The following is a 22,049-nucleotide window of genomic DNA, read 5'->3' as shown; positions in this document are numbered from 1 at the left end:
GCGGGTGCGGGATCGCGGGAGGGGCCCCGGACGACATGTCGTCCGGGGCCCCTCCTGTACGTATCCGTCCGGCCGGTGGCCGTGCGCCGCCTCACACGGTCACGGTCACGCCGTCTTCTGCTCGCCCGGCCCGCGGCCCCGGGCGTCCCGGGGGATCAGGGTCGGGTTGACGTTCGACTTGACGACCTCGGCGGTGATGACGACCCGGGCGACGTCCTTGCGGGACGGCACCTCGTACATCACCGACATCAGGACCTCCTCCATGATGGCGCGCAGACCGCGCGCGCCGGTCTGGCGGAGGATCGCCTGGTCGGCGATGGCTTCCAGGGCGCCGCGCTCGAAGTCCAGCTCCACACCGTCGATCTCGAAGAGGCGCTGGTACTGCTTCATGAGCGCGTTGCGCGGCTCGACCAGGATCTGGAGCAGGGCCTCACGGTCCAGGTTGTGGACCGAGGTGATCACCGGGAGACGGCCGATGAACTCGGGGATCATCCCGAACTTCACCAGGTCCTCCGGCATGACCTCCTCGAACTGGTCCTTCGACTCCAGCTCCCGCTTGGAGCGGATGGTCGCCCCGAAACCGATGCCCTTGGCACCCGCCCGGGACTCGATGATCTTCTCCAGCCCCGCGAAGGCGCCACCCACGATGAACAGCACGTTCGTGGTGTCGATCTGGATGAACTCCTGGTGCGGGTGCTTGCGTCCGCCCTGCGGCGGTACGGAGGCGGTGGTGCCCTCCAGGATCTTCAGCAGGGCCTGCTGGACGCCCTCGCCCGACACATCGCGGGTGATCGACGGGTTCTCGCTCTTGCGGGCGACCTTGTCGATCTCGTCGATGTAGATGATGCCGGTCTCGGCCTTCTTGACGTCGTAGTCAGCGGCCTGGATCAGCTTCAGCAGGATGTTCTCGACGTCCTCGCCGACATAACCCGCCTCCGTCAGCGCCGTCGCGTCCGCGATGGCGAACGGGACGTTCAGCATCCGGGCGAGCGTCTGCGCGAGCAGCGTCTTGCCGGAACCGGTGGGTCCGAGCAGCAGGATGTTGGACTTGCCCAACTCGATGATGTCGTCGCGTCCTTGGGACCCGCCGCTCTCACCTGCCTGGACCCTCTTGTAGTGGTTGTAGACCGCGACCGAGAGGGACTTCTTCGCGGCCTCCTGGCCGACGACATATCCCTCAAGGAACTCGTAGATCTCGCGGGGCTTGGGCAGTTCCTCCCAGCGCACCTCGCTCGTCTCCGCGAGTTCCTCCTCGATGATCTCGTTGCAGAGGTCGATGCACTCGTCGCAGATGTACACACCGGGGCCTGCGATGAGCTTCTTGACCTGCTTCTGGCTCTTGCCACAGAACGAGCACTTGAGCAGATCGCCGCCGTCACCGATGCGTGCCACGAGGTGCTTCCCCTTCGCCTGGGAGACGCCGCGTAAGCGACTCCTGGTGCCTCATATCCGACGGTACCTTGCCGGGCCCCCCGTTCGGGCCCCTCTTGGCGCGGTTCACTTCGACGTGGACCACGCCAAGAGGCAGCAAATCATGCCGTGATGGGTCAGACGACCGAGGTGTTGTTCATCTTCCGGGTGGAGATGACCTGGTCGATCAGCCCGTAGGCCAGCGCGTCCTCGGCCGTGAGGATCTTGTCGCGCTCGATGTCCTCGCGGATCTTCTCGATCGGCGTGGTGGAGTGCTTGGCCAGCATGTCCTCCAGCTGGGCGCGCATCCGCAGGATCTCGTTCGCGGCGATCTCCAGGTCGGAGACCTGTCCGCGGCCGGTCTCGCTGTACGGCTGGTGGATCAGCACCCGCGCGTTGGGCAGGGCCATGCGCTTGCCGGGCGTGCCGGCGGCGAGCAGGATCGCGGCGGCGGAGGCAGCCTGGCCCATGCAGACCGTCTGCACCTCCGGCTTCACGAACTGCATCGTGTCGTAGATCGCCGTGAGCGCGGTGAACGAGCCACCGGGGCTGTTGATGTACAGCGAGATGTCACGGTCGGGGTCCATCGACTCCAGGCACAGCAGCTGCGCCATGACGTCGTTGGCGGAGGCGTCGTCGACCTGGACACCCAGGAAGATGATCCGCTCCTCGAAGAGCTTCGCGTACGGGTCGTACTCGCGCACACCCTGCGAGGTGCGCTCGACGAAGCGGGGGATGATGTAGCGGGACTCGGCTCGGGGGCCGGCGTACTCAGCCTGCGTACGGGCGTAGAGGCCGCTGCCGGGGAAATCGTTCACTGTCTCTCCTGATAGGCGCTGTGGCGGTCGGCTGGGGGCGCTGAGGGGGTCGTGCGGCCCGGGCGGGGGCGGGGCACCGGGCTTCCTCGCCCCGGCCCCTTGCCCGCACCGGCCGTCCGGACTCAGGCCGCCCCGGTGCCTCCGCCGCCCGGCATACCGGCCGCGGTGGGCATGATGTCGTCGATCAGGCCGTACTGCTTGGCCTCGATCGGGTCGAACCAGCGGTCACGGTCCGAGTCACGGGTGATCTGCTCGACGGTCTGACCGGTGTGGAACGAGGTCAGCTCCGCCATCCGCTTCTTGGTGTGCAGCAGCCGCTCGGCGTGGATCTTGATGTCCGAGGCCGAGCCCGCGAGACCCGCGGACGGCTGGTGGATCAGGATCTCGGCGTTCGGCAGGGCGAACCGCTTGCCCGGGGTACCCGCGGACAGCAGGAACTGGCCCATGGAGGCCGCCATGCCCATGGCGATCGTCACCACATCGTTCTTGATGTACTGCATGGTGTCGTAGATCGCCATACCCGCGGTGATCGAGCCGCCGGGGCTGTTGATGTAGAGGAAGATGTCCTTGTCCGGGTCGGAGGCAAGGAGCAGCAGCTGTGCGGTGATCTTGTTGGCGATGTCGTCGTCGACCGGCTGGCCGAGGAAGATGATCCGCTCGTTGAGCAGCCGGTTGTAGACCTGGTCGCCGAGGCCACCACCGATGGAAGGCTCACCGGCGGCGGAGGGCATCAGATTCGTCACGTATCCACCTGCTCGTCTTACGACGGCGCCGGGCCGTCTCACGTCTTCTGCTGGGGCATGGGGCCCTCGCTGCGCCGCGTCGCGGCGGTCCGGGGGCTCCCCTGCCCTCGTATTCATGGACCCTAACGCGATGGGGGCCGGGGGCCATCCCGCATAAGGAACTGTTCGCTGTCAGCGCAGGTCGTCGGCACCGGGCCCGGCGAGCGGCCGGGTGGGACCCGTCCCCCTTGTCCCCCTTGGGCACGGGTGTACGAGGACGGGGGCGCGGGGCGGCGCCGGCCGGTACCGGGGAGGGGGTCCGGCGGGGGCCGGAGGACGAGTCCGGCGGGGGCCGGGGTGCGGGTCCGGCGGGGGCCCGCGGGTGGCCTGTACGGGGTGCGGGAACGGCCGAGGGGCCCGGGAAGCGTGACGCTTTCCGGGCCCCTCGGGGTGCCGCTGTGTACCGCGTGGATCAGGACTGGTCGGACGCGTCCGACTTCGCCTCGGCGGACTCGGACGGCTCGGCGGCGGCCTCGGTGACCGTCTCCTCCTCGTCCTCGTCGTCCAGGTCGACGACCTCGCCGTTGGTGTCCTTGACGGTGGCCGACTCGACGACGACGGCGAGCGCCTTGCCGCGGGCGACCTCGCCCACCAGCATCGGCACCTGGCCGCCCTCGACGACGGCCTGGGCGAACTGGTCGGGGGACATACCGGAGGACGCCGCACGCCGCATGAGGTGCTCGGTGAGCTCCTCCTGGTTGACGTTCAGCTTCTCCTTGCTGACCAGCTCGTCCAGGACGAACTGGGTCTTGATGCCCTTGAGCGCGGCGTCCTTGGTCTCGCTGTCGAACTCCTCGGCGGTCTTGCCCTGGATCTCCAGGTACTTGTCGAGGGTCAGACCCATCTGGCCGAGCTGGTGGTGCTCAAGGTTGTGCTTGCGGGTGTTGATCTCGTCCTCGAGCAGCTTGTCCGGGACGGGCACCTCGACCAGTTCGAGCAGCTTCTCCAGGACCCGCTCCTGGGCCTGGGTGGCCTGGTCGTACTGCTTCATGTTCGCCAGCCGCTTGCGGCTGTCGTCCTTGAGCTCGTCGAGGGTGTCGAACTCCGACGCGAGCTGCGCGAAGTCGTCGTCCAGCTCCGGCAGCTCACGGGAGGCGACCTGGCTGACCTTGACGGTCACCTCGGCCTCCTTGCCCGCGGCGGAGCCGCCCTTGAGCTCGGAGGTGAAGGTGGCCTCAGCCCCGGCCTCCAGGCCCTTCACGGCCTCGTCGATGCCTTCCAGCAGCTCACCCGAGCCGATGGTGTAGGACACGGCGCTGGCGACGCCGTCCTCCAGCACCTCGCCGTCGACCTTGGCCTCCAGGTCGAGGGTGAGGACGTCACCGTCCTGGGCGGCGCGCTCGACCGGCGAGGTGGACGCGAAGCGCTCGCGCAGCTCCTCGACGGCCTTGGCGATGTCCTCGTCGGTGACCTCGATGGCGTCGACCTCGACCTCGATACCCGAGTAGTCGGGGATCTCGATCGCCGGACGGATGTCGACCTCGGCGGTGAAGTTCAGCGTCTCGCCGTCCTTCAGCTCCGTGATGTCGACCTCGGGCTGTCCGAGGACATTCAGCTCGGCCTCGTTCACGGCCTCGGTGTAGAACTTCGGAAGCGCGTCGTTGACGGCCTCCTCCAGCACGGCACCACGGCCGAAGCGCTGGTCGATGACCCGGGCCGGGATCTTGCCCTTCCGGAAACCCTTCACCGTGACCTGCTGGTTGATCTTCTTGTACGCCGCGTCGAGGCTGGGCTTGAGCTCCTCGAAGGGCACCTCAACAGTGAGCCGAACCCGAGTCGGGTTCAGGGTCTCCACGGCGCTCTTCACGGTTCGGTCTCCTTGTGGCTGACTGCTTGGGTTGCTACCTGGCCGCACCCGGGAACGGGGAGCCTCGGCGGAGTCGCGGCCCCGAGAGACGTACGTGTGCGTGTCACAGACCCGCCGAACCTGATTCTCGGTGTGGCGGTGCTGTGTACTGAACGTGCGGACACACGGGCGCGCAACCTGCATAGTAACCGCAGGCGATACGCGCCCCAAAGGTGATCTTCATGTGGTCGGGGTGGCGGGATTTGAACCCACGGCCTTCCGCTCCCAAAGCGGACGCGCTACCAAGCTGCGCCACACCCCGTCGGTGCGACACAGAGGGTACATGGCCGCAGGCTGCGGGGCTCCCGCATTTCGCGGGCGGCGTGGCTCCTGGACACGGGTGTGCGACGAGGGGCCGCGACCCGCTAGGATGCTGCCCGTGCCGCGGTCCTTGACCTGCGGCGCGACCGTGCGGGCGTAGCTCAATGGTAGAGCCCTAGTCTTCCAAACTAGCTACGCGGGTTCGATTCCCGTCGCCCGCTCCAGGCCGTACCGGGGCGGGTCGGAGGGATGTCCCTGAGGGGGCGTCCGCCGACCCGGCCCCGCGGCGTTCCCGGCCCTGCGGCTCTGCCCGGCGACCTTGCCCGGCGCCGCGGTTCTTCCGGCCCCCGGCTTTTCCGGCCCTGTCGCGCGCACGCCTCGCTCGGGGACGTGGCACGCCTCGGCCATTCCCGCTCCGCCGCAGGGGACAGCTTCATCCCCACTTCGCGCACGGGCGCGGACCGTGGGCGCGCGAAGAGGCCCGTGGCCCGGCGTGCGGCCACGGGTCGGTGACGGGACCGTCGGTCCGGGCCGGTCAGGGGTCGATCGAGCCGATCGAGTTGCCCACGGCGTCCAGGAAGTTCTCGATGTCGTCGGCCATCCCCGTGGAAGCCAGGAAGAAGCCGAAGAGTATGGCGACGACGGCGGGTCCCGCCTTGAGCGATCCTCCCCTGATCAGCACCACGAGGATGATCGCCAACAGCAGTACCACTGACAGCGAAATGGCCACTCTCATCACACACCCTCGGTCGGTTCAGGCTCCCCGGCCGGGGGTGCGACCCCGCACGCCCCGCCAGAACCATCGTGCCACCAACCGGCCCGGACCATGCGGCCGGTGACAGATCGTCGGGATACGGGTTGACGGCGGACCTCGCGCGAAGGGCCGCGCGAGAGGGGCGGGACCCCTGGCCGGAGCCCCGGGCACGCGGAGGGCGGGGTGGGTCCCGGACGGGGAAGCCGGGAATTCCCGCATGTCCCGCCGGTTGAATTCAAGCCGATCGTTTCGAGGTTCACACAGTTTGTTCGCAGGTATTTCGAATGCGCCGAGCCGCTATCCCGGAAGACACGACCGCCGGCATCACGGCCGGGTCGTCCGTTCGGCCGGGGGTGTCCCCCGAATGGGCGATGGGCGAACATTCCGCCGGTGACACCCGTGCACGTTATGCACCGTTTAAGCCGGAAGAAAGCGTACGTAACAGTCAACTCTGGTGCTGCGCAAGCCACCTTCAGGGCTCTGACCAGGGACGCGCAACCCGCAGGTGCACTTCTCCGAATACGGGGTAGGCGCATCGCATGGGTCGATTTCCGCGAGATACGGAGCGAGAAACCTCGGGGCGCGTTTCACCAAATGCCGCCCCCGACGCTAGGGTTCCTCAAATGTTTCCCACTGCCCTGCCCCACGCACGCGCGGTGAGGTCACGGATCGTTTCCCCCAGCTCCTGGTGGGAGGGCCTGTGATCAACTCGCTACGACCGTCCGGCCGTCATTCCGCACCAACCCCGTCGGCCACCGGACCGGACCGCACCACCACGCCGACCGACCACAGCGAACCCGCCGACGGCGTGCCGACCCCCCGCACCCGCCGCGGCGGTCCCCCGGCGGCGTCGACCCCCTCCGGGGACGCGGGCAAGCCCGCCGCGCAGCGCGACCCGTTCTTCGACAACGCCAAGTACCTGGCCATCGTGCTGGTCGCCATGGGACACGCGTGGGAGCCGCTGACCGATCAGAGCCGCACCGCGAACGCGCTCTATCTGACCGTGTACGCCTTCCATATGCCGGCCTTCATCCTGATCTCGGGCTACTTCTCGCGGAACTTCGACATGAGTCCCGCCCGGGTCCGCAAGCTGCTGACCACGGTGGTCGCGCCGTACATCGCCTTCGAGATCGCGTACACCGTCTTCAAGCGCTGGGCCGACGACGATCCCGGGCACCAGCTCAGCCTGCTCGATCCGTGGTACCTGACCTGGTTCCTGATCGCCCTCTTCGTCTGGCGGGTGTCCACCCCGCTGTGGAGGGTGGTGCGCTGGCCGGTGCCCGTCTCCCTGGGGATCGCCGCGCTCGCCTCCGTCTCGCCGAGCATCGGCGACGACTTCGACCTCCAGCGGGTCCTCCAGTTCCTCCCCTTCTTCGTCATCGGTCTGCGCGCGCGGCCCGAGCACTTCCAGCTGATGCGGCGCCGTGAGGTGCGGCTGCTGTCGCTGCCGGTGTTCGCCGCCGCGCTGGTCGTCGCCTGGTGGGCGGTGCCCCGGATGGAGACGGGCTGGCTCTACCACAGCAGCAGCGCGCAGGAGTTGGGCGCGCCCTGGTGGACCGGGCCGGTGATGACGTTCGCGCTGTTCGGGTGCTCGATGGCGCTCACCGTGGGGTTCCTGTCCTGGGTGCCGCGGCGCCGGACCTGGTTCACGGTGCTGGGCGCGGGCACGCTGTGCGGGTATCTGCTGCACGGGTTCCTCGCGAAGGGGTCCCGCTTCTGGGGCTGGTACGACGCGCCGTGGGTGCATGAGCCCTACGGGCAGGTGGTCGTGACGCTGGTCGCGGGGGGCGCGGTGACTCTTATGTGTACGCCGCCTGTGCGGCGGGCGTTGGGGTTCGCGTTGGAGCCGAGGCTGGCGTGGGCCATGCGGAAGGATGCGGCGGAGGTCGCGCGCGAACGGGTTCACTCTCCCGGGTGACCCCGTGACCCTGTCGCCCCGCGCCCCGTCGCTCGCGCCCCTGGGTCTGTCCGGCTGGGCGTACTTCGTTGCTGTGCCGTCGCTCGGTGGGTTTGCGCAGTTCCCCGCGCCCCTTTGGGGCGCCCCCGGTCGGTTCTTCGGGTCGGTGCCGGTCGGGATTCTCCGTCCTCGCTCCAACGCGCTCGGTCGGACATCCCCCTTACCCGACTGAAGAGCATCGGAGTCTGCGGGCAGAGATTCCCGCCCACCCCCTCCCGTAGTCCGGCGAGTGCGCGAGGAGGGGGGGTGAACCCCAGCCGGGCTGACGCCGGCCCGCAGACTGACCCCACCCGCAGCCTGAGAACAGCCCCAGGTGGGCGCCCCCAAAGGGGCGCGGGGAACTGCGCAAAGACGAGGGCGGACCCGCACCCGAAGAGCGACCGCAAGGGGGCAGCATCCAGGGGCGCGGGGAACTGCGCACCCACGAACGACCCGCACAGGGAACAAGTACGACCAGCACAGGGAACCTCGGGGGCGCGAGCGAAGGCGACCTGCGGGGAACTGCGCACCCACGTCCGACCCGCACGGGACACGTACGACCAGCCCAGGGAACCCCGGAGGGCTAGGTGCGGGGGGTGCGGAGGATGGCTCGGGCCGGGAGGGCTGTGGTGGCGAGGCCCAGGATTATCGCGGCGGCGACGAACGCCCCGTACAGGAGGGGCGGGACGTACGGTGCCCCGCCGGTGAGGCCCCGCACCATGGGGACCAGCGTCGCCAGCGCTATCGCGCTGCCGATGACCACTCCCGCGACAGCCACCAGCAGCGCCTCCCAGCGGATCATCCGCAGCACCTGACGCCGCGTGGAACCGATCAGCCGCAGCATGCCCAGCTCCCGACGCCGGTCGAGGACCGTCATGACCAGGGTGTTGCCCGCCGCGACCGCGGCGAAGCCGCCGAGGACGGCCGCCATCAGTGTGTTGGCCCAGGCGTTCAGCTCGCGTTCCACCGAGGCCGCCGTGTGGTAGCCGTCCCGGTCCAGCACCGTGCCGTACGCGGCCAGGTCCCCGGCGGAGCCGCCCTTGGCCCACAGCTCGCTGTCGAAGGCGTCGGTGACATGACGGGCGAGGTCGCCCCGGGCCATGGTGACCTGGGAGAGGCCCAGTCCGTGCTCATAGGTGGCGACGACCTTCGGGGAGGACTTCGTACCGTCGGGCAGCCGCAGGGTGATCCGGTCGCCGACCCGGACATCGGCGCCCGCCGCGACGCGGGTGTCGAGGGCCACCCGGCCGGGTGCGAGGTCGAGCGCGCCCGTCCGGACGTCGAGGTCCTGGACGGCGCCCAGGTGCTGGGTGGAGCCGCTGACGCCCTGGGTCGAGGCCGCTTGCAGCATGGCGCTCGCGCCCGAGCCCGACTCGAACAGCACCGTGGTCCTCAGGAGCCCCACCGCCGCGGTGACACCGGGACGCCCGGCCGCCTCGGCGACCGCACCGGGGTCCAGCCCGCCCGACGGGGGCCGCACGATGTGGTCCGCGGTGATCCCGGCGCTCTGCTGACGGGCCGTGGCCCGGTCCTGGCTGGTGTGCATGAACACGAGGGTCGAGGCGAACGCGACGGCGAGCACGATCGGGGTGATGGCGGAGGCCAGCCGCCGGGCGTTGCTGCGGGAGTTGGCCGCCGCGAGGGAGCCGGAGGGCCCGGCGCCGCGCAGTGGCAGTCCCACGAGGGCGGCGCAGGCGCGTGCCACGAGCGGTCCGAGCAGGGCGACCGCGATCATGAAGAGCATGACGACACCGAGTGCGGCGTTCGCCGCGTCGTCCCCGGACATGTTCTGCGCGAGTCCGGCGAAGGTGAGACCGCCGGCCGTCGCGGCGACGCCCAGGCCGATCCGTATCCAGCCGGGCCGGGTCCGCTCGACGGCCGCCTCGGCCAGTGCCTGGCCCGGCCGGACGCGGGAGGGCCGGCGCGCCGCCGCCCAGCCCGCGGCGAGTCCGGTGAGGACCACGGCACCGACCGCGACCAGCGGGGGCAGCGGGGACACCGCCAGGTCCACGGCGCGGGGGACCGCGCCCTTGTCCTGGAGCTGACCGAACCACCAGGAGGCCAGCGCGATCCCGGGCAGACAGCCGAGCGCTCCCGCGATGGGGGCGACCAGCAGGGATTCCGTGGCGATGGTGCGCCGGATCTGGCGGGGTGTGGTGCCGATCGCGCGCAGCAGCGCGTACTCACGGGCGCGCTGGCCCACCGAGAGGGCGACCGTACCGGCGGCGGTGAAGACGGCGACCATGGTGGCGACGCCGCCGAAGGAGGCGCCGATCCCGACGAGGAGTTCCTCGGCGTCGTCGACGCGGGTCTCCTCGACGCTGCCCCGGCTGTCACCGGTGTGGACCATGGCGTGCTTGCCGAGCGCGGCGCCGACCTGGGCCTTCAGCTCGGACGTGGAGACCCCGCCCTTCGGCAGGACGGCGATGGCGTCGACCCGGCCGGGGTGGCCGGAGAGCCGGACGGCCTCCTGGTCGTCGAACCAGACGGTGGGCGTGCTGCCCGCGACGAGCGCGGAGACCCGGAGGTCGCGCGGGCCGTCGGCCGTGGTGAGGGTGACCCGGTCACCGACCGCGGGGGCGCCGCCGTCGGCGGTGCGTACGGGGGTGTCCTGGGTGAGGGCGACCTCGCCGCTGCCCGGGGCCCGCCCCTTCGACGGCTGTTCCCCGGTGAAGGCGGTCGCTCCCCAGCCGTGCGCGGTGAGCGTATGGCCACCCGCGCGGACGGGGTAGGTGACGTCCGGGACGGCGGCACGGGCCCCGTCGACAGCGGCGGCCCGGGCCACGAGGGCGTGGTCGAGCCGGGCGCGGTCGGGGACGGGCGCGCCGTTGTCCGTGCGTTCCTCGCCGGTGCCGGTGAGGAAGTGGGCGCGCTGGTCGGCCGCGGCGACGACCGGCGCGGACGCGTAGCGGGTGGGCGCGACGGAGGCGCGCAGGCCCGTCTCCAGGAGGACACCGCAGGCGGTGACGACCATCGCGGCCATGAAGAGGGCGACGAAGGTGCCCATGAAGGCGGCGGGTTTGAAGCGGACCGCCGCGCGGGCGAGGCCGTTGGTCCGGGGCATCAGGCGACCGCTCCGGCGGTGCGGCGGTGGCGCGTGGTGAGGTCGGTCATCCGGGCGGCGATCGTCTGCGCGGACGCGTGGTCGAGTTGGTCGGCGAGCGAGCCGTCGGCCAGGAACAGGACCCGGTCGGCCCAGGCCGCGGCGGCCGGGTCATGGGTCACCATCACGACGGTGGCGCCGAGTCCGTCGACCGCGGTGCGCATCAGGCCCAGTATCTCGGTGGCCGTGGTGGTGTCCAGGGCGCCGGTCGGTTCGTCCGCGAAGATCACGTCGGGGCGGGTGACCAGGGCGCGGGCGACGGCCACGCGCTGCTGCTGGCCGCCGGAGAGCTCGGACGGCCGGCGGTGGCCCTTGTCGCCCAGGCCGACCTGGCCGAGGACCTCCGCCGCGCGGTGGCGGTCGGGGCGGCGGCCCGCGAGGCGCATCGGGAGGAGGACGTTCTGCTCGACCGTCAGGGAGGGGAGCAGGTTGAACGCCTGGAAGACGAAGCCGAGACGGGCCCGGCGCAGCTCCGTGAGCTTGTTCTCGTTCATGGTGGTGATGTCCGTGCCGCCGAGGCGGACCGTCCCGTCGCTCGGGCGGTCGAGGCCGGCGGCGCACTGGAGGAAGGTCGACTTGCCGGACCCGGAGGGGCCCATCACGGCGGTGAAGCTGCCGTGCGGGAGGGCGAGGTCGATGCCGCGGAGCGCGTGGACGGTGGCCCTGCCCTTGCCGTAGCGCCGCTGGACGGCGCGCAGTTCCACCGCCCAGGTCCGGGAGGTGTGGGGTGCGGATGCCTGCACGGGGCGCTTCGGGTCACGGGTCCTGCGCAAGCGCATGGCCTCCGCCTCTCTTGATTCATCTTCGTCGTGTGGTGCCGCCTTCGAAGTTACGGAGCCGGGGACCGGCGCACCATGAGGTGCGCCGCCGAAGGGGGGTGGGGTTCTCCCCACCCCCCGACCTGGGGTTTCTTTCCCCCGGGGGGTGGAGGGGACGACCGCCGGGCCCGATTGCGGCCCCTTGTCCGGGGCAGGGAGGGAGGCCGGGTCCGGTGCGGGGGACGACCTGGTACGGGGGCGGGGCGGATGCGGTGCGGCGGGCAACCCGGTGCGACGGCGGGTGCGATGGCCGGTGCGGGCCGGGGTGATCGCCGGTGCGGGCCGGGGTGATCGCCGGTGCGGGCCGGGGTGATGGCCGGTGCGGGCCCGGGTGATGGCGGGTGCGGCCGGTGTACGACCGGTGTGGCTGTGGGGCGGGTCCGGGGGGCGGGGTGCCGGGGTCCGTATGGGGGTCAGCACTCATCTCCGGTCGCGGCGATACTTTCTATATCAATCGTTCGGTAAGCTAAGTATTGACGTTCTCTTGACGCCCCCTTTGCCCAATCGCACGGAGGAGGAAGCCCATCGGACACGCGGACACACTGATCGCCATGGGCGGCGCGTTTCTCGCCGCCGCGGTCCTGGCACGGCTCGGCGGCCGTATCGGACTGCCTACCATCCCGCTCTTCATCCTGGCCGGGATACTCCTCGGCCCCCACACACCCGGCTTCGTGCTGGTCGCCGACCCGCACGACCTGGAGATGCTCTCCGCGCTCGGCCTGGTGCTGCTGCTCTTCTACCTCGGTCTCGAATTCCATCTGGACGACCTCAAGGCGGGCGGCCGCCGGATGGCGCTCGCCGGGACGGTCTATCTCGTGCTGAACGTCGGCGCGGGCCTCGGCTTCGGGTTCGCCCTCGGCTGGGGGACCTCGGAGGCGCTGGTCCTGGCCGGTGTGCTGGGGATCTCGTCGTCCGCGATCGTCACCAAGGTGCTCGTCGACACCAGGCGTCTCGGGAACCCGGAGACCAAGCCGATCCTCGGGATCATCGTGGTCGAGGACATCTTCCTCGCCCTGTATCTCGCGGCGCTCCAGCCCATCCTGTCCGGCGCCGACAGTTTTTCCGCCGCCGCCGCCGACGGCGGGAAGGCCTTCGGGTTCCTGCTGCTGCTCGCGCTGGCCGCCCGGTTCGGCACGAACGTGGTGGGACGGCTCTTCGCCACCAAAGATGACGAGCTGCTCGTCATCTCCTTCCTGGGGGCCGCCGTACTGGTCGCCGGGGTGTCCGAGTGGTTCGGGGTCGCCGACGCCATCGGCGCGTTCATGGTCGGTCTGATGCTCGGCAGCACCACGTCCGGCGAGCGCATCCGGCAGCTGGTGCATCCGCTGCGGGACGCCTTCGGCGCGATCTTCTTCTTCGCGTTCGGACTGTCCATCGCCCCCGGTGACCTGCCGGTGGTGCTGTGGCCCGTCCTCGCGGCCGTCGTGCTGACGCTCCTCATGAACGTCCTCGCCGGAGTGGGCGCCGCCCGGCTCTACGGGTTCGGTCCCGGACCCGCCGCGAACATCTCCACGACGCTCCTCGCGCGCGGGGAGTTCGCGCTGATCCTGGCGACCATGGCCGCGGGCGCCGGACTGGACGACCGGCTGTCGCCGTTCATCGCGGGATACGTGCTGCTGCTCGCCGTCCTCGGGCCGATGGCCGCCGGACGCTCCCACTGGCTCGCGCGGGTACTGCCCGGCGGACGCTCCGGACCGGACGGACCCGGCGGACCGGACACCGCCCAGGACACGAGGGAGGGAAGCCCGGCCGGTGCCGCCGTGTAGCGGCCCGGCCGTCCCACCCCCTAGCGCGGCGGATACACCGTGGTGGGGACGGAGTTCTCCGCCGGTACGCGCTCACCGGCCCCCATCCGCAGCAGCAGATCGACGGCGATGTCCGCGATCCGCTCGGTGTCCTGGACGATCGTCGCCCGGAAGGGGGTACCGGACTTGATGGCCGCGAGCGCGTCCGGTGTCCCGTCCACCCCCACCACCATCAGGCCGTCGTGGTGGTTGCCGCGCGCCTCGTGCTCCCGGAGCGCGTCGAGCGCGCCCAGCGCCATCTCGTCGTTGGTGCAGTAGATCGCGTCCAGCCCCTGTGCGCGTCTGAGCAGATGGCGCAGATGCTGGTCGACGATGTCCCGGCCGCTCTCCCGGGTGAACCGCCCCTCCTCGCTGACGTCCAGCCGCACGGGCGACACGAGCTCACGTATCCGCTCCGTGAAGCGTTCCTGCCGGCCCGTCTGGGCGTCACCGCCGACCACCAGCAGGGACGGCCGTTCCTTGCCCGCTTCGAGCAGTTCGCGGCCCAGCCAGCTCGCCGCGCGCTCCCCTATCTCGTCGGGGTCGCACCCCACGAACGCGGTCCGCTCGGGCTGGTCCTCCGCCCGGGGGAAGGGCCGGACGTCCACGAACACCACGGGCAGCCCGAGCCCGGCGCAGAACTCCAGCAGCTCACGCCGCATCCGCTCGGGCTGACGGGGCACCACCAGGCCCCCGATGAACCGGTCCTTCCTGGCCCGCAGGGCGTCCATCTGGAGGATCTGGCTGCGCCCGTTGAAGTCGTACGGGGGCAGCTTGACCAGGAGGTCGACGCCGTGCCGGTCGAGCGAGCGCACGGTGTGGTCGAGCAGCAGGGAGAGATAGCGGGTCCGGGTGAAGGACGACACCAGGAGGAACGCCTGGGTCGCGTCACGGGGCAGCAGCCGCGCGCACAGGAACCCGGCCAGCATGGACACCGAGGCGATCGCGGCGAACACCCACAAGGGGACCCTGCTGTCCGACAGCACGCCCGTGAGTGCCGCCAGCGCGTTCCCGGCCAGGGCCAGCACGGCCCCGCTCACCACGGAGATCAGGATCTCGGGGACCAGCACACCGCGCAGCCGCCGCACTCGGTCCAAGGCCACTCCCCCACCAGCGCGCCGGATTCCGCGCCGAGCGTAGCAAGGGGGGCACGCTCCGCGAGGGCGAAGTACGGGTCAGGTGTCGCGGCAGATGAGGAGCAGCGCGCGGTCGTCGTTGACGTCCTTGGCGACGGCTTCGATGAGGTGCCAGGCCGCGCCGCGGAAACCGCCGGCCACATAGCGGTCGGCCTCGCCGGTCAGCCGTCCGATGCCCTCTTCGAGGTCGCGTTCGGAGGTCTCCACGAGGCCGTCCGTGAACAGCATCAGGACGTCCCCGGGGCGCAGCGAGCCCTTGAGGGGGTCGAACTGCGCGCCGTCGTAGACCCCCAGCAGCGGGCCTTCGGCGGCCTTCTCCTCCCAGCGGCCGGAACCGGCGCTGAGCTGGATGCCCGGTGGGTGGCCCGCCGAGTAGAGCTCGTAGTCGCCGGACTCCAGGTCGAGCACCAGATGGATGGAGGTCGCGAAGCCCTCGTCCCAGTCCTGGCGCAGCAGATAGCCGTTGGCGGCGGGCAGGAAGTCGTGCGGGGGGAGCGAGCCGAGCAGTCCGCCGAAGGCCCCGGACAGCAGCAGGGCGCGGGACGCGGCGTCCATGCCCTTGCCGGACACATCGGTGAGGACGACCTCCAGGCTGCGTCCGCCGCCGGTGCGGGCGGCGACGACGAAGTCGCCGGAGAAGGACTGGCCGCCGGCGGGTCTCAGGGCCATCTCGCGGTGCCAGCCGCGTGGCAGGGAGGGCAGTTTGCTCTGGACGCGGATGCGTTCGCGCAGGTCGAACAGCATCGTGCCGCCGCGTCGCCAGGGCACGCCGACCCGGCTGCGGAACTGGGCTATGAGCAGGCCGAAGAAGCCGCACGCGGCAACGACGAGGACCACTCCGGGGGTGACCCTGGCCGGGCCCTCGGCATAGGGCCCGAGCCGGACGGACTCCACGATGAGGGCGGTCGCGGCGGCCGCGTACAGCGCGAGGAGGCTCGCGGGGCGCAGCAGCAGGCCGCCCGCGACGATGGGCAGGACCAGGGCGGCCGGGGAGAACCACACCGAGTTGACGAGGGTGCCCGCGGCGATCAGCGGGACGGTGAGCATCAGACCGGCCAGCGCGATCCAGTCGGAACCGTCGCCCCGGAAGTAGTCGACCCCTGATTTGCGCACGCCGACGCGGACCCGGTGGAGCTGCTTCCTCATCCGGGCCGGGAACGTCTCTGCTTCCGCTCGTCGTCGTGCCATCGCACCCGGACCCTATCCAGCGGGTGGGCTCGGGCGCACGGGAGGTCCCTCCCGGCGGCACGACGGGACCAGGAAAAGCACAGGTGAACCCCCCTTTCGCACAGGCCGTCGGCAGACCTGTGGAGCGCCGGCGCAGGCCCGGTCCCGGCGGACCGGAATCCGTTCGCTCATCCTGCTTCGCCCTGATAGGCATGTCTACATGACGACAGAGCTGCGGGTATTGCACCCGGACGACTGGGATGTGTGGTTCGCCACACTGGAACGGGCTTTCGGTGGCGCGGCCGAAGCGCCTGAGGAGCGTGCGCTGTGGAAGGCGCTCACCGAGGCGGAACGTTCCCTCGGGGTATGGGACGGCGACACGTGTGTGGGGACGACGGGGGCGTTCAGTTTCCGGCTGACCGTGCCCGGTGGCGCGCTGGTGCCGGCCGCGGGCGTGACCATGGTGACGGTGGCGGCGACGCACCGGCGCCGGGGGGTGCTGTCGTCGATGATGCGGCGGCAGTTGGACGACGTCCGGGCGCTGGGTGAGCCGCTGGCCGTGCTGACGGCGTCGGAGCCGGCGATCTACGGCCGGTTCGGGTACGGGATCGGCAGTCATCAGCTGACCGCGAGCATCGACACCGCGCGCGTGACGCTGTCCGTGCCGCCGGAGGCCGACGGGGTGCGGCTGCGGTTCGCGGTACCCGCGGACGTCCAGGAGGAGTGCGAGGCGGTGTACGCGCGGCAGGTCGCCGGGCGGCCGGGGATGCTGGCGCGTGGCGCGGGCTGGGAGCGGCTGCCGCTGCTGGACCCGGAGTCGGGGCGCGGCGGCGGTTCGCCGCTGAACTGCGTGGTCGCGGAGCGGGACGGCCGGATCGTCGGGTACGCGCGCTTCCACACCAAGCCGGAGTGGGCGGACGCCGGGCCCGAGGGGGTCGTCACCCTGCGGGACCTGGAGGCGCTGGACCCGGGGTCGTACGCGGCGCTGTGGCGGTTCCTGTTCAACATCGACCTGATGTCGACCCTGGTGGTGCGCAACCGTCCGGTGGACGACGCCTGGCAGCATCTGGTGTCGGACATCCGGCGCTGCCGGCTCGGGGTGCGGGACGTGCTGCATGTGCGGCTGGTCGACGTGGGCGCGGCGCTGGAGGCGCGGACGTACCGGACTCCGGTGGACGTGGTGTTCGAGGTGACGGACGACTTCTGCCCCTGGAACGCGGGGCGTTGGCGGCTGACCGGCGACCACAAGGGCGCGACCTGCGAGCGGACCGGGGACGCCGCCGATCTGGAGCTGTCGGTGGCCGAGTTGGGCGCCGCCTATCTGGGCGGTACCGGTCTCACGGCGCTCGGCGCGGCGGGCCGGGTGCGGGAACTGCGTGAGGGTGCCCTGGCCGAGGCGGACACGGCCTTCGGTTCGTCCGTGGCGCCCTGGCTGCCGCACGGCTTCTAGCGGACGGCCTCACGGCCCCCGGGGCCGGAGGGTCGCCGGAAAGGCCCCGGAAAGCCCCTCAGCGGTCTTCTGGGGCCTTTCCGGCCGTCGGCTGACAGGTGGGACACCAGAAGAGATTACGGGCGGCGAGACCGGCGGTGCGGATCTCGCCGCCACAGATGTGGCAGGGCTGGTTCGCCCTGCGGTAGACGTACACCTCGCCGCCGTGGTCGTCGACGCGCGGCGGACGGCCCATGGCCTCCGGGAGGTGTTCGGGGCGCACGGTGTCGATGCGGTTGTTGCGGACGCCCTCGCGCATCAGGTCCACCAGGTCGGCCCAGACGGCGTCCCATTCGGCGCGGTCCAGGTCCCGGCCGGTGCGGTAGGGGTCGATGCCGTGCCGGAAGAGGACCTCGGCGCGGTAGACGTTCCCGACGCCCGCGACGATCTTCTGGTCCATCAGCAGCGCGGCGACGGTCACCCGGCTGCGGGAGATCCGCGTCCAGGCCGGACCGGGGTCGTCGTCGCGCAGCGGGTCGGGGCCCAGCCGGTCGTGTATCGCGCGCTTCTCGCCGTCGGTGATCAGGGCGCAGGTGGTGGGCCCGCGCAGATCGGCGTAGGCCTCGGCGGTGGCGAGCCGGAGCCGGACGGTGGCGGTGGGCGGCGGGACGGGGGCCGTGCCGAAGTCGAGCCTGCCGAAGAGCCCGAGATGGATGTGGACCCAGCGGCTCTCACCCGCCCCGGGGAAGCCGAGGAACAGATGCTTGCCGTGCGCCTCGGCTTCGCTCAGGGGGCTGCCGTCCAGCAGGGCGGCGCCGTCGGCGAACCTGCCCTGGGGGCTGCTGACCCGGAGCGCCCGGTCCAGGAAGCGTTCCCGGTGGTCGCGGGCGAGTCGGTGGATCGTGTGCCCTTCCGGCACGAGCACGGCTCCTCGGGTCCTCGGGGACGTGGGACGGGACGGGCGGGACGGCGGGGCGTGGGATCTCCGCCCGGCACCCGACGGGTACCGGTGCGCGCCCGTGAGGGGGCGCCCGCCGTTCCAAAGGGGCGGGCGCCGCCGGGTGTTACGGCTGCGGGTGGTGGGCGGGGACCGGCGGGAGGTCGCCGGTGGTCTCGTACGCCGAGAGCATGTCGATACGGCGCTGGTGGCGGGCCTCGGCGGAGAACGGGGTGCCCAGGAAGATCTCCACGAACTTCGTGGCCTCCTCCGTGCTGTGCATCCGGGCGCCGACGGCGACGACGTTCGCGTCGTTGTGCTCACGGCCGAGGGCGGCGGTCTGCTCGCTCCAGGCCAGCGCGGCGCGTACACCGGCGACCTTGTTCGCGGCGATCTGCTCGCCGTTGCCGGAGCCGCCGATGACGATGCCCAGGGAGCCCTCGTCGGCCGCGGTCCGCTGGGCGGCCCGCAGACAGAACGGCGGGTAGTCGTCCAGGGCGTCGTAGACGTGGGGCCCGCAGTCGACGGGCTCGTGGCCATGGGCCGTGAGCCACTCGACGAGGTGGTTCTTCAGTTCGTAGCCGGCATGATCCGAGCCGAGGTACACGCGCATGGCCCCGAGTGTGGCATGCCGCCGGGTGGGCAGACGCGCATGGGTCGGGATGCAGGTCCCGCGCTCCCCGGCGCGGCTCCTGTCCCGTGCTCGTCCCGCGCCCGGCGCGCGGGTCCGTGAACCGAGACAAGGATCGTCCATGGCATCGCAGCACCACCTCGCGAAGGCAGACGAGAACGACGAGAACAGCAGAGCCCGCGGCGACGGCGGTCACGGCGGCGCGGCGGCCGGCACCGGAAGCGGAACGGGAGCCGGGGCGGGGACGGCCGCGCCGGACGCGGCGCGCGGCGGGCCCGGCGCGCCAGGGAACGCGCCCCCGGGCTCCGGCACACCCCGAAGCGCCCCCTCCCCCGGCGGCTCCGGGGGCTCCGGCGGCGGACCGGCGGCGGGCGGGGAGCTGAAGGCCGGGCTCAAGAACCGGCATCTGTCGATGATCGCCATCGGCGGGGTCATCGGCGCGGGGCTGTTCGTCGGCTCCAGCGCCGGGATCGCCGCCGCCGGGCCCGCGATCCTGGTGTCGTACGCCCTGGTCGGCACGATGGTCGTGCTGGTGATGCGGATGCTCGGCGAGATGGCCGCCGCGCGCCCCGCGTCCGGATCGTTCTCCGAGTACGCGGACCAGGCGCTCGGCCGCTGGGCGGGGTTCTCCATCGGCTGGCTGTACTGGTTCTTCTGGGTCGTGGTGCTGGCCGTGGAGGCCACCGCCGGGGCCGTGATCCTGAACGGCTGGATGCCCGCGGTACCGCAATGGGCCTGGGCGCTCGCGGTGATGGTGGTGCTCACCGCGACCAATCTGGTGTCCGTCGGCTCCTACGGTGAGTTCGAGTTCTGGTTCGCCGGGATCAAGGTCGTCGCGATCGGCGGGTTCATCGTCGTCGGACTGCTGGCCGTGTTCGGGCTGCTGCCCGGCTCCGACAACCCGGGCGCCGGATTCGCCCATCTCACCGACACCGGGGGCTTCCTGCCGAACGGCTGGGGGTCGATCCTGACAGGCATCCTGATGGTGGTGTTCTCGTTCATGGGCAGCGAGATCGTGACGCTCGCGGCCGGTGAGTCCCAGGACCCGCAGCGGGCCGTCTCCAAGGCCACCAACAGCGTGATCTGGCGTATCGGGTTCTTCTACCTGGGCTCCGTCCTCGTGGTGCTGACGCTGCTGCCGTGGAACGACCCGTCGATCACCGACGAGGGCTCCTATGTGGCCGCGCTGAACTCGATCGGCATCCCGCACGCCGGTGAGGTCATGAACGTGATCGTGCTGACCGCCGTGCTGTCGTGCCTGAACTCCGGCCTCTACACGGCGTCCAGGATGGCGTTCTCGCTGGGCCGCCGCGGGGACGCCCCGGCCTCGTTCGCCACCACCACCACGAGCGGGGTGCCGCGTCCGGCGATCCTCGGCTCGGTCGTGTTCGGGTTCGTCGCGGTGTTCTTCAACTACCTGTGGCCGGACACCGTGTTCGCGTTCCTGCTGAACTCCTCCGGCGCGGTGGCGCTGTTCGTCTGGCTGGTCATCTGCTGCACCCAGCTGCGGATGCGCCGGGTGATCGAACAGGAGACCCCGGAGAAGCTCGTCGTCCGTATGTGGCTGTTCCCGTATCTGACCTGGGCGACGATCGGCATGATCGTCTTCGTGCTCGTCTACATGCTGTTCGACGACGTCGGGCGTGAGCAGGTGCTGCTGTCGCTGCTGGTGGCCGCCGTGGTCGTGGCGATCGCCGTCGTCCGGGAGCTGCGCGGCCGGCGCACCGCCGGACACGCGGACAGCGAATCCCACGACCTGTCCGGGAAAACCTGACGGGATCTGTCAGGTTGGGACGGGAGCGTCTCCTCGTCAGCGCGGGGCACCGCACAGCCGGTGCCCCGCCGGTAACCACGGAGGGCCTTGTCGTGACCTTGCGGAACGTCGGCACGAACGGTGTCGTGCTCGGAGCGCGGGACAGCGCGTACGCGCGGGAGACCAGCGGATTCCAGACCGGATTCACCCAGCGGCCGGAACAGGTGCGCCCGGTGGCGTCCGTGGCGGAGGTGGTCGGCGCCGTCGCCCACGCGCGCGAGGCGGGCCTGCCGGTGCGGGTACGGGCCACCGGGCACGGCACGCCCGGGAACAGCGAGGGCGGGATGCTGATCAGTACCCGGCGGCTGGACGAGGTACGGATCGACCCGCACGCGCGTGTGGCGCGGATCGGGGCGGGCGCGCGGTGGAGCCAGGTCATCGAGGCCGCCGCCCCGCACGGCCTGGCCCCGCTGAGCGGGTCGTCACCCGGGGTGGGCGCCGTCTCGTACACCCTCGGCGGCGGACTCGGACTCCTCGGACGCTCCTGGGGCTACGCCGCCGACCATGTCCGGTCCGTCGACCTCGTCACCGCCGGGGGCGAACAGTTGCGGGTCACCGCGGACAGCGAACCGGAGCTGTTCTGGGGGCTGCGCGGCGCCGGGCACGGCTTCGGCGTCGTCACGGCCCTGGAGACGGGCCTGGTGCCCGTCACCCATGTGTACGGGGGCGGGCTGTCCTTCGACGGACGGGAGACCGACCCGGGCGCGCTGCTGCGGGCCTGGACCGGGTGGACGGCCGGTCTGCCGGACGCCATGTCGTCGACGTTCGCCGCGCTGCCCTTTCCCGACGCGCCGATGCTCCCGCCCGCGCTGCGGGGCCGCTACACGATCACGGTGCGCGTCGCGTACACGGGTGACCCGGAGGAGGGCGCCCGGCTGATGGCGCCGCTGCGCGCGGTGGGCCCGGTCACCGAGGACACCCTGCGCACGATCCCCTACACCGGGAGCGGCCACATCCACGACGAGCCCGACACCCCGCACGCGTACTACGGCGACAACGCCGTGGTGCGGGACCTCGCCCCGGCGGCCGGCGCGGAACTGCTGGCGCTCACCGGACCCGACGCGCCCGGGATGACGATCACGCAGATCACCCATCTGGGCGGCGCCCTCGGCCGGGAGCCCGCCGTGCCCAACGCGGTGCCCTACCGGGAGGGCCGGTTCCTGGTGCGGCTGCTGTCGATGCTCCAGGGCACCGACCCGGCGGCCGTCCGCGCGCACTACGCGCGCGTGCTGCCGCTGCTCGCCCCGTCGGCCCTGGGCCGCTCGCTGAACTTCGCGTTCGGGGACGCGGACGGCGACGGCCACGAGGAACGCGCGCGGGCCCTGTACGGGGCGCACGCGCGCGGGAGGCTCGCCGGGCTGAAGAAGACGTACGACCCGACGGGCCTCTTCGTGGGAAGCCGTCACCTGGACGGCTGAACGGGA

Annotated in this window: 16 protein-coding genes and 2 tRNA genes; 6 read left to right on the top strand and 12 right to left on the bottom strand. The window is 71.4% G+C overall.

The annotated features are described in order from the left end of the window. Positions 1-105 precede the first annotated feature (105 nt). From clpX to OG711_RS26365, 5 genes are all read right to left on the bottom strand, one after another. Positions 106-1,392 carry an ATP-dependent Clp protease ATP-binding subunit ClpX gene (gene clpX / locus OG711_RS26385; RefSeq protein WP_073793722.1) on the bottom strand — a complete coding sequence of 429 codons (1,287 nt, stop codon included), beginning with the start codon at positions 1,390-1,392 and terminating at the stop codon, positions 106-108. Positions 1,393-1,547: 155 nt separating this feature from the next. After that, the gene (locus OG711_RS26380) at positions 1,548-2,228 is read right to left on the bottom strand and encodes an ATP-dependent Clp protease proteolytic subunit (protein WP_073793723.1); all 681 of its coding nucleotides are present in this window, start codon (positions 2,226-2,228) and stop codon (positions 1,548-1,550) included. 122 nt (positions 2,229-2,350) lie between these two features. After that, positions 2,351-2,959 (bottom strand): ATP-dependent Clp protease proteolytic subunit, encoded by a 609-nt coding sequence (locus OG711_RS26375; RefSeq protein ID WP_073794309.1) that lies wholly within the window; start codon positions 2,957-2,959, stop codon positions 2,351-2,353. A gap of 463 nt (positions 2,960-3,422) precedes the next feature. Further along, positions 3,423-4,817, bottom strand: coding sequence for a trigger factor (gene tig, locus OG711_RS26370; protein WP_073793724.1), 1,395 nt, complete (start codon positions 4,815-4,817; stop codon positions 3,423-3,425). Positions 4,818-5,041: 224 nt separating this feature from the next. Continuing rightward, a tRNA-Pro gene (locus tag OG711_RS26365) sits at positions 5,042-5,118 on the bottom strand. Positions 5,119-5,267: 149 nt separating this feature from the next. Between OG711_RS26365 and OG711_RS26360 the strand changes: the two genes are divergently transcribed. Beyond that, a tRNA-Gly gene (locus OG711_RS26360) sits at positions 5,268-5,341 on the top strand. A gap of 311 nt (positions 5,342-5,652) precedes the next feature. Here the strand turns inward: OG711_RS26360 and OG711_RS26355 are convergent. Then, positions 5,653-5,847, bottom strand: a complete 195-nt coding sequence (locus tag OG711_RS26355) for a hypothetical protein (protein ID WP_073793725.1) — start codon at positions 5,845-5,847, stop codon at positions 5,653-5,655. Positions 5,848-6,571: 724 nt separating this feature from the next. On the opposite strand from OG711_RS26355, the gene OG711_RS26350 reads away from it, so the two are divergent. Next, positions 6,572-7,789 (top strand): acyltransferase family protein, encoded by a 1,218-nt coding sequence (locus OG711_RS26350; RefSeq protein WP_329560825.1) that lies wholly within the window; start codon positions 6,572-6,574, stop codon positions 7,787-7,789. A 601-nt stretch (positions 7,790-8,390) separates the two neighbouring features. Here OG711_RS26350 and OG711_RS26345 read toward each other — a convergent pair. Together OG711_RS26345 and OG711_RS26340 are read right to left on the bottom strand one after the other, a co-directional pair. Next, positions 8,391-10,871, bottom strand: a complete 2,481-nt coding sequence (locus OG711_RS26345; protein WP_329560823.1) for an FtsX-like permease family protein — start codon at positions 10,869-10,871, stop codon at positions 8,391-8,393. Continuing rightward, a complete protein-coding gene (locus tag OG711_RS26340; protein WP_266515548.1) occupies positions 10,871-11,689 on the bottom strand; it encodes an ABC transporter ATP-binding protein in 819 nt (272 codons plus the stop codon). The genes OG711_RS26345 and OG711_RS26340 overlap by 1 nt, the downstream gene beginning before the upstream one ends. A gap of 590 nt (positions 11,690-12,279) precedes the next feature. Between OG711_RS26340 and OG711_RS26335 the strand changes: the two genes are divergently transcribed. After that, positions 12,280-13,494 (top strand): cation:proton antiporter, encoded by a 1,215-nt coding sequence (locus OG711_RS26335; RefSeq protein ID WP_073793728.1) that lies wholly within the window; start codon positions 12,280-12,282, stop codon positions 13,492-13,494. 20 nt (positions 13,495-13,514) lie between these two features. Here the strand turns inward: OG711_RS26335 and OG711_RS26330 are convergent, their stop codons facing one another. Next, positions 13,515-14,600 (bottom strand): sugar ABC transporter substrate-binding protein, encoded by a 1,086-nt coding sequence (locus OG711_RS26330; RefSeq protein WP_329564045.1) that lies wholly within the window; start codon positions 14,598-14,600, stop codon positions 13,515-13,517. An 87-nt stretch (positions 14,601-14,687) separates the two neighbouring features. Continuing rightward, positions 14,688-15,836, bottom strand: coding sequence for a PP2C family protein-serine/threonine phosphatase (locus OG711_RS26325; RefSeq protein ID WP_073793730.1), 1,149 nt, complete (start codon positions 15,834-15,836; stop codon positions 14,688-14,690). Between the two features lie 199 nt (positions 15,837-16,035). On the opposite strand from OG711_RS26325, the gene OG711_RS26320 reads away from it, so the two are divergent. Continuing rightward, the gene (locus tag OG711_RS26320; RefSeq protein WP_073793731.1) at positions 16,036-17,265 is read left to right on the top strand and encodes a GNAT family N-acetyltransferase; all 1,230 of its coding nucleotides are present in this window, start codon (positions 16,036-16,038) and stop codon (positions 17,263-17,265) included. 58 nt (positions 17,266-17,323) lie between these two features. On the opposite strand, the gene OG711_RS26315 is transcribed toward OG711_RS26320, so the two are convergent. Together OG711_RS26315 and OG711_RS26310 are read right to left on the bottom strand one after the other, a co-directional pair. Further along, the gene (locus OG711_RS26315) at positions 17,324-18,163 is read right to left on the bottom strand and encodes an Fpg/Nei family DNA glycosylase (protein ID WP_329560818.1); all 840 of its coding nucleotides are present in this window, start codon (positions 18,161-18,163) and stop codon (positions 17,324-17,326) included. A gap of 145 nt (positions 18,164-18,308) precedes the next feature. Next, complete coding sequence (locus OG711_RS26310; protein WP_073793732.1) at positions 18,309-18,794, bottom strand: ribose-5-phosphate isomerase; 486 nt, start codon at positions 18,792-18,794, stop codon at positions 18,309-18,311. A 139-nt stretch (positions 18,795-18,933) separates the two neighbouring features. Between OG711_RS26310 and OG711_RS26305 the strand changes: the two genes are divergently transcribed. Together OG711_RS26305 and OG711_RS26300 are read left to right on the top strand one after the other, a co-directional pair. Then, positions 18,934-20,586 carry an amino acid permease gene (locus OG711_RS26305; protein WP_329560815.1) on the top strand — a complete coding sequence of 551 codons (1,653 nt, stop codon included), beginning with the start codon at positions 18,934-18,936 and terminating at the stop codon, positions 20,584-20,586. Between the two features lie 92 nt (positions 20,587-20,678). Then, positions 20,679-22,043, top strand: a complete 1,365-nt coding sequence (locus tag OG711_RS26300) for an FAD-binding oxidoreductase (RefSeq protein ID WP_329560813.1) — start codon at positions 20,679-20,681, stop codon at positions 22,041-22,043. The last annotated feature ends 6 nt before the right edge of the window (positions 22,044-22,049 follow it).

Origin of the sequence: Streptomyces uncialis (assembly GCF_036250755.1) — a bacterium.
GTDB lineage: Bacteria > Actinomycetota > Actinomycetes > Streptomycetales > Streptomycetaceae > Streptomyces > Streptomyces uncialis.
Note: the sequence above shows the minus strand (reverse complement) of the source record. Positions and strands in the feature narration are given on the sequence as shown.

Bases quoted from the DNA above. Each gene is read 5' to 3' on its own strand.
- OG711_RS26345 (WP_329560823.1), bottom strand. From the start codon at position 10,871: ATGCCCCGGACCAACGGCCTCGCCCGCGCGGCGGTCCGCTTCAAACCC.
- OG711_RS26375 (WP_073794309.1), bottom strand. From the start codon at position 2,959: ATGCCCTCCGCCGCCGGTGAGCCTTCCATCGGTGGTGGCCTCGGCGAC.
- OG711_RS26340 (WP_266515548.1), bottom strand. From the start codon at position 11,689: ATGCGCTTGCGCAGGACCCGTGACCCGAAGCGCCCCGTGCAGGCATCC.
- OG711_RS26335 (WP_073793728.1), top strand. From the start codon at position 12,280: ATGGGCGGCGCGTTTCTCGCCGCCGCGGTCCTGGCACGGCTCGGCGGC.
- OG711_RS26320 (WP_073793731.1), top strand. From the start codon at position 16,036: ATGACGACAGAGCTGCGGGTATTGCACCCGGACGACTGGGATGTGTGG.
- OG711_RS26305 (WP_329560815.1), top strand. From the start codon at position 18,934: ATGGCATCGCAGCACCACCTCGCGAAGGCAGACGAGAACGACGAGAAC.
- OG711_RS26325 (WP_073793730.1), bottom strand. From the start codon at position 15,836: ATGGCACGACGACGAGCGGAAGCAGAGACGTTCCCGGCCCGGATGAGG.
- OG711_RS26310 (WP_073793732.1), bottom strand. From the start codon at position 18,794: ATGCGCGTGTACCTCGGCTCGGATCATGCCGGCTACGAACTGAAGAAC.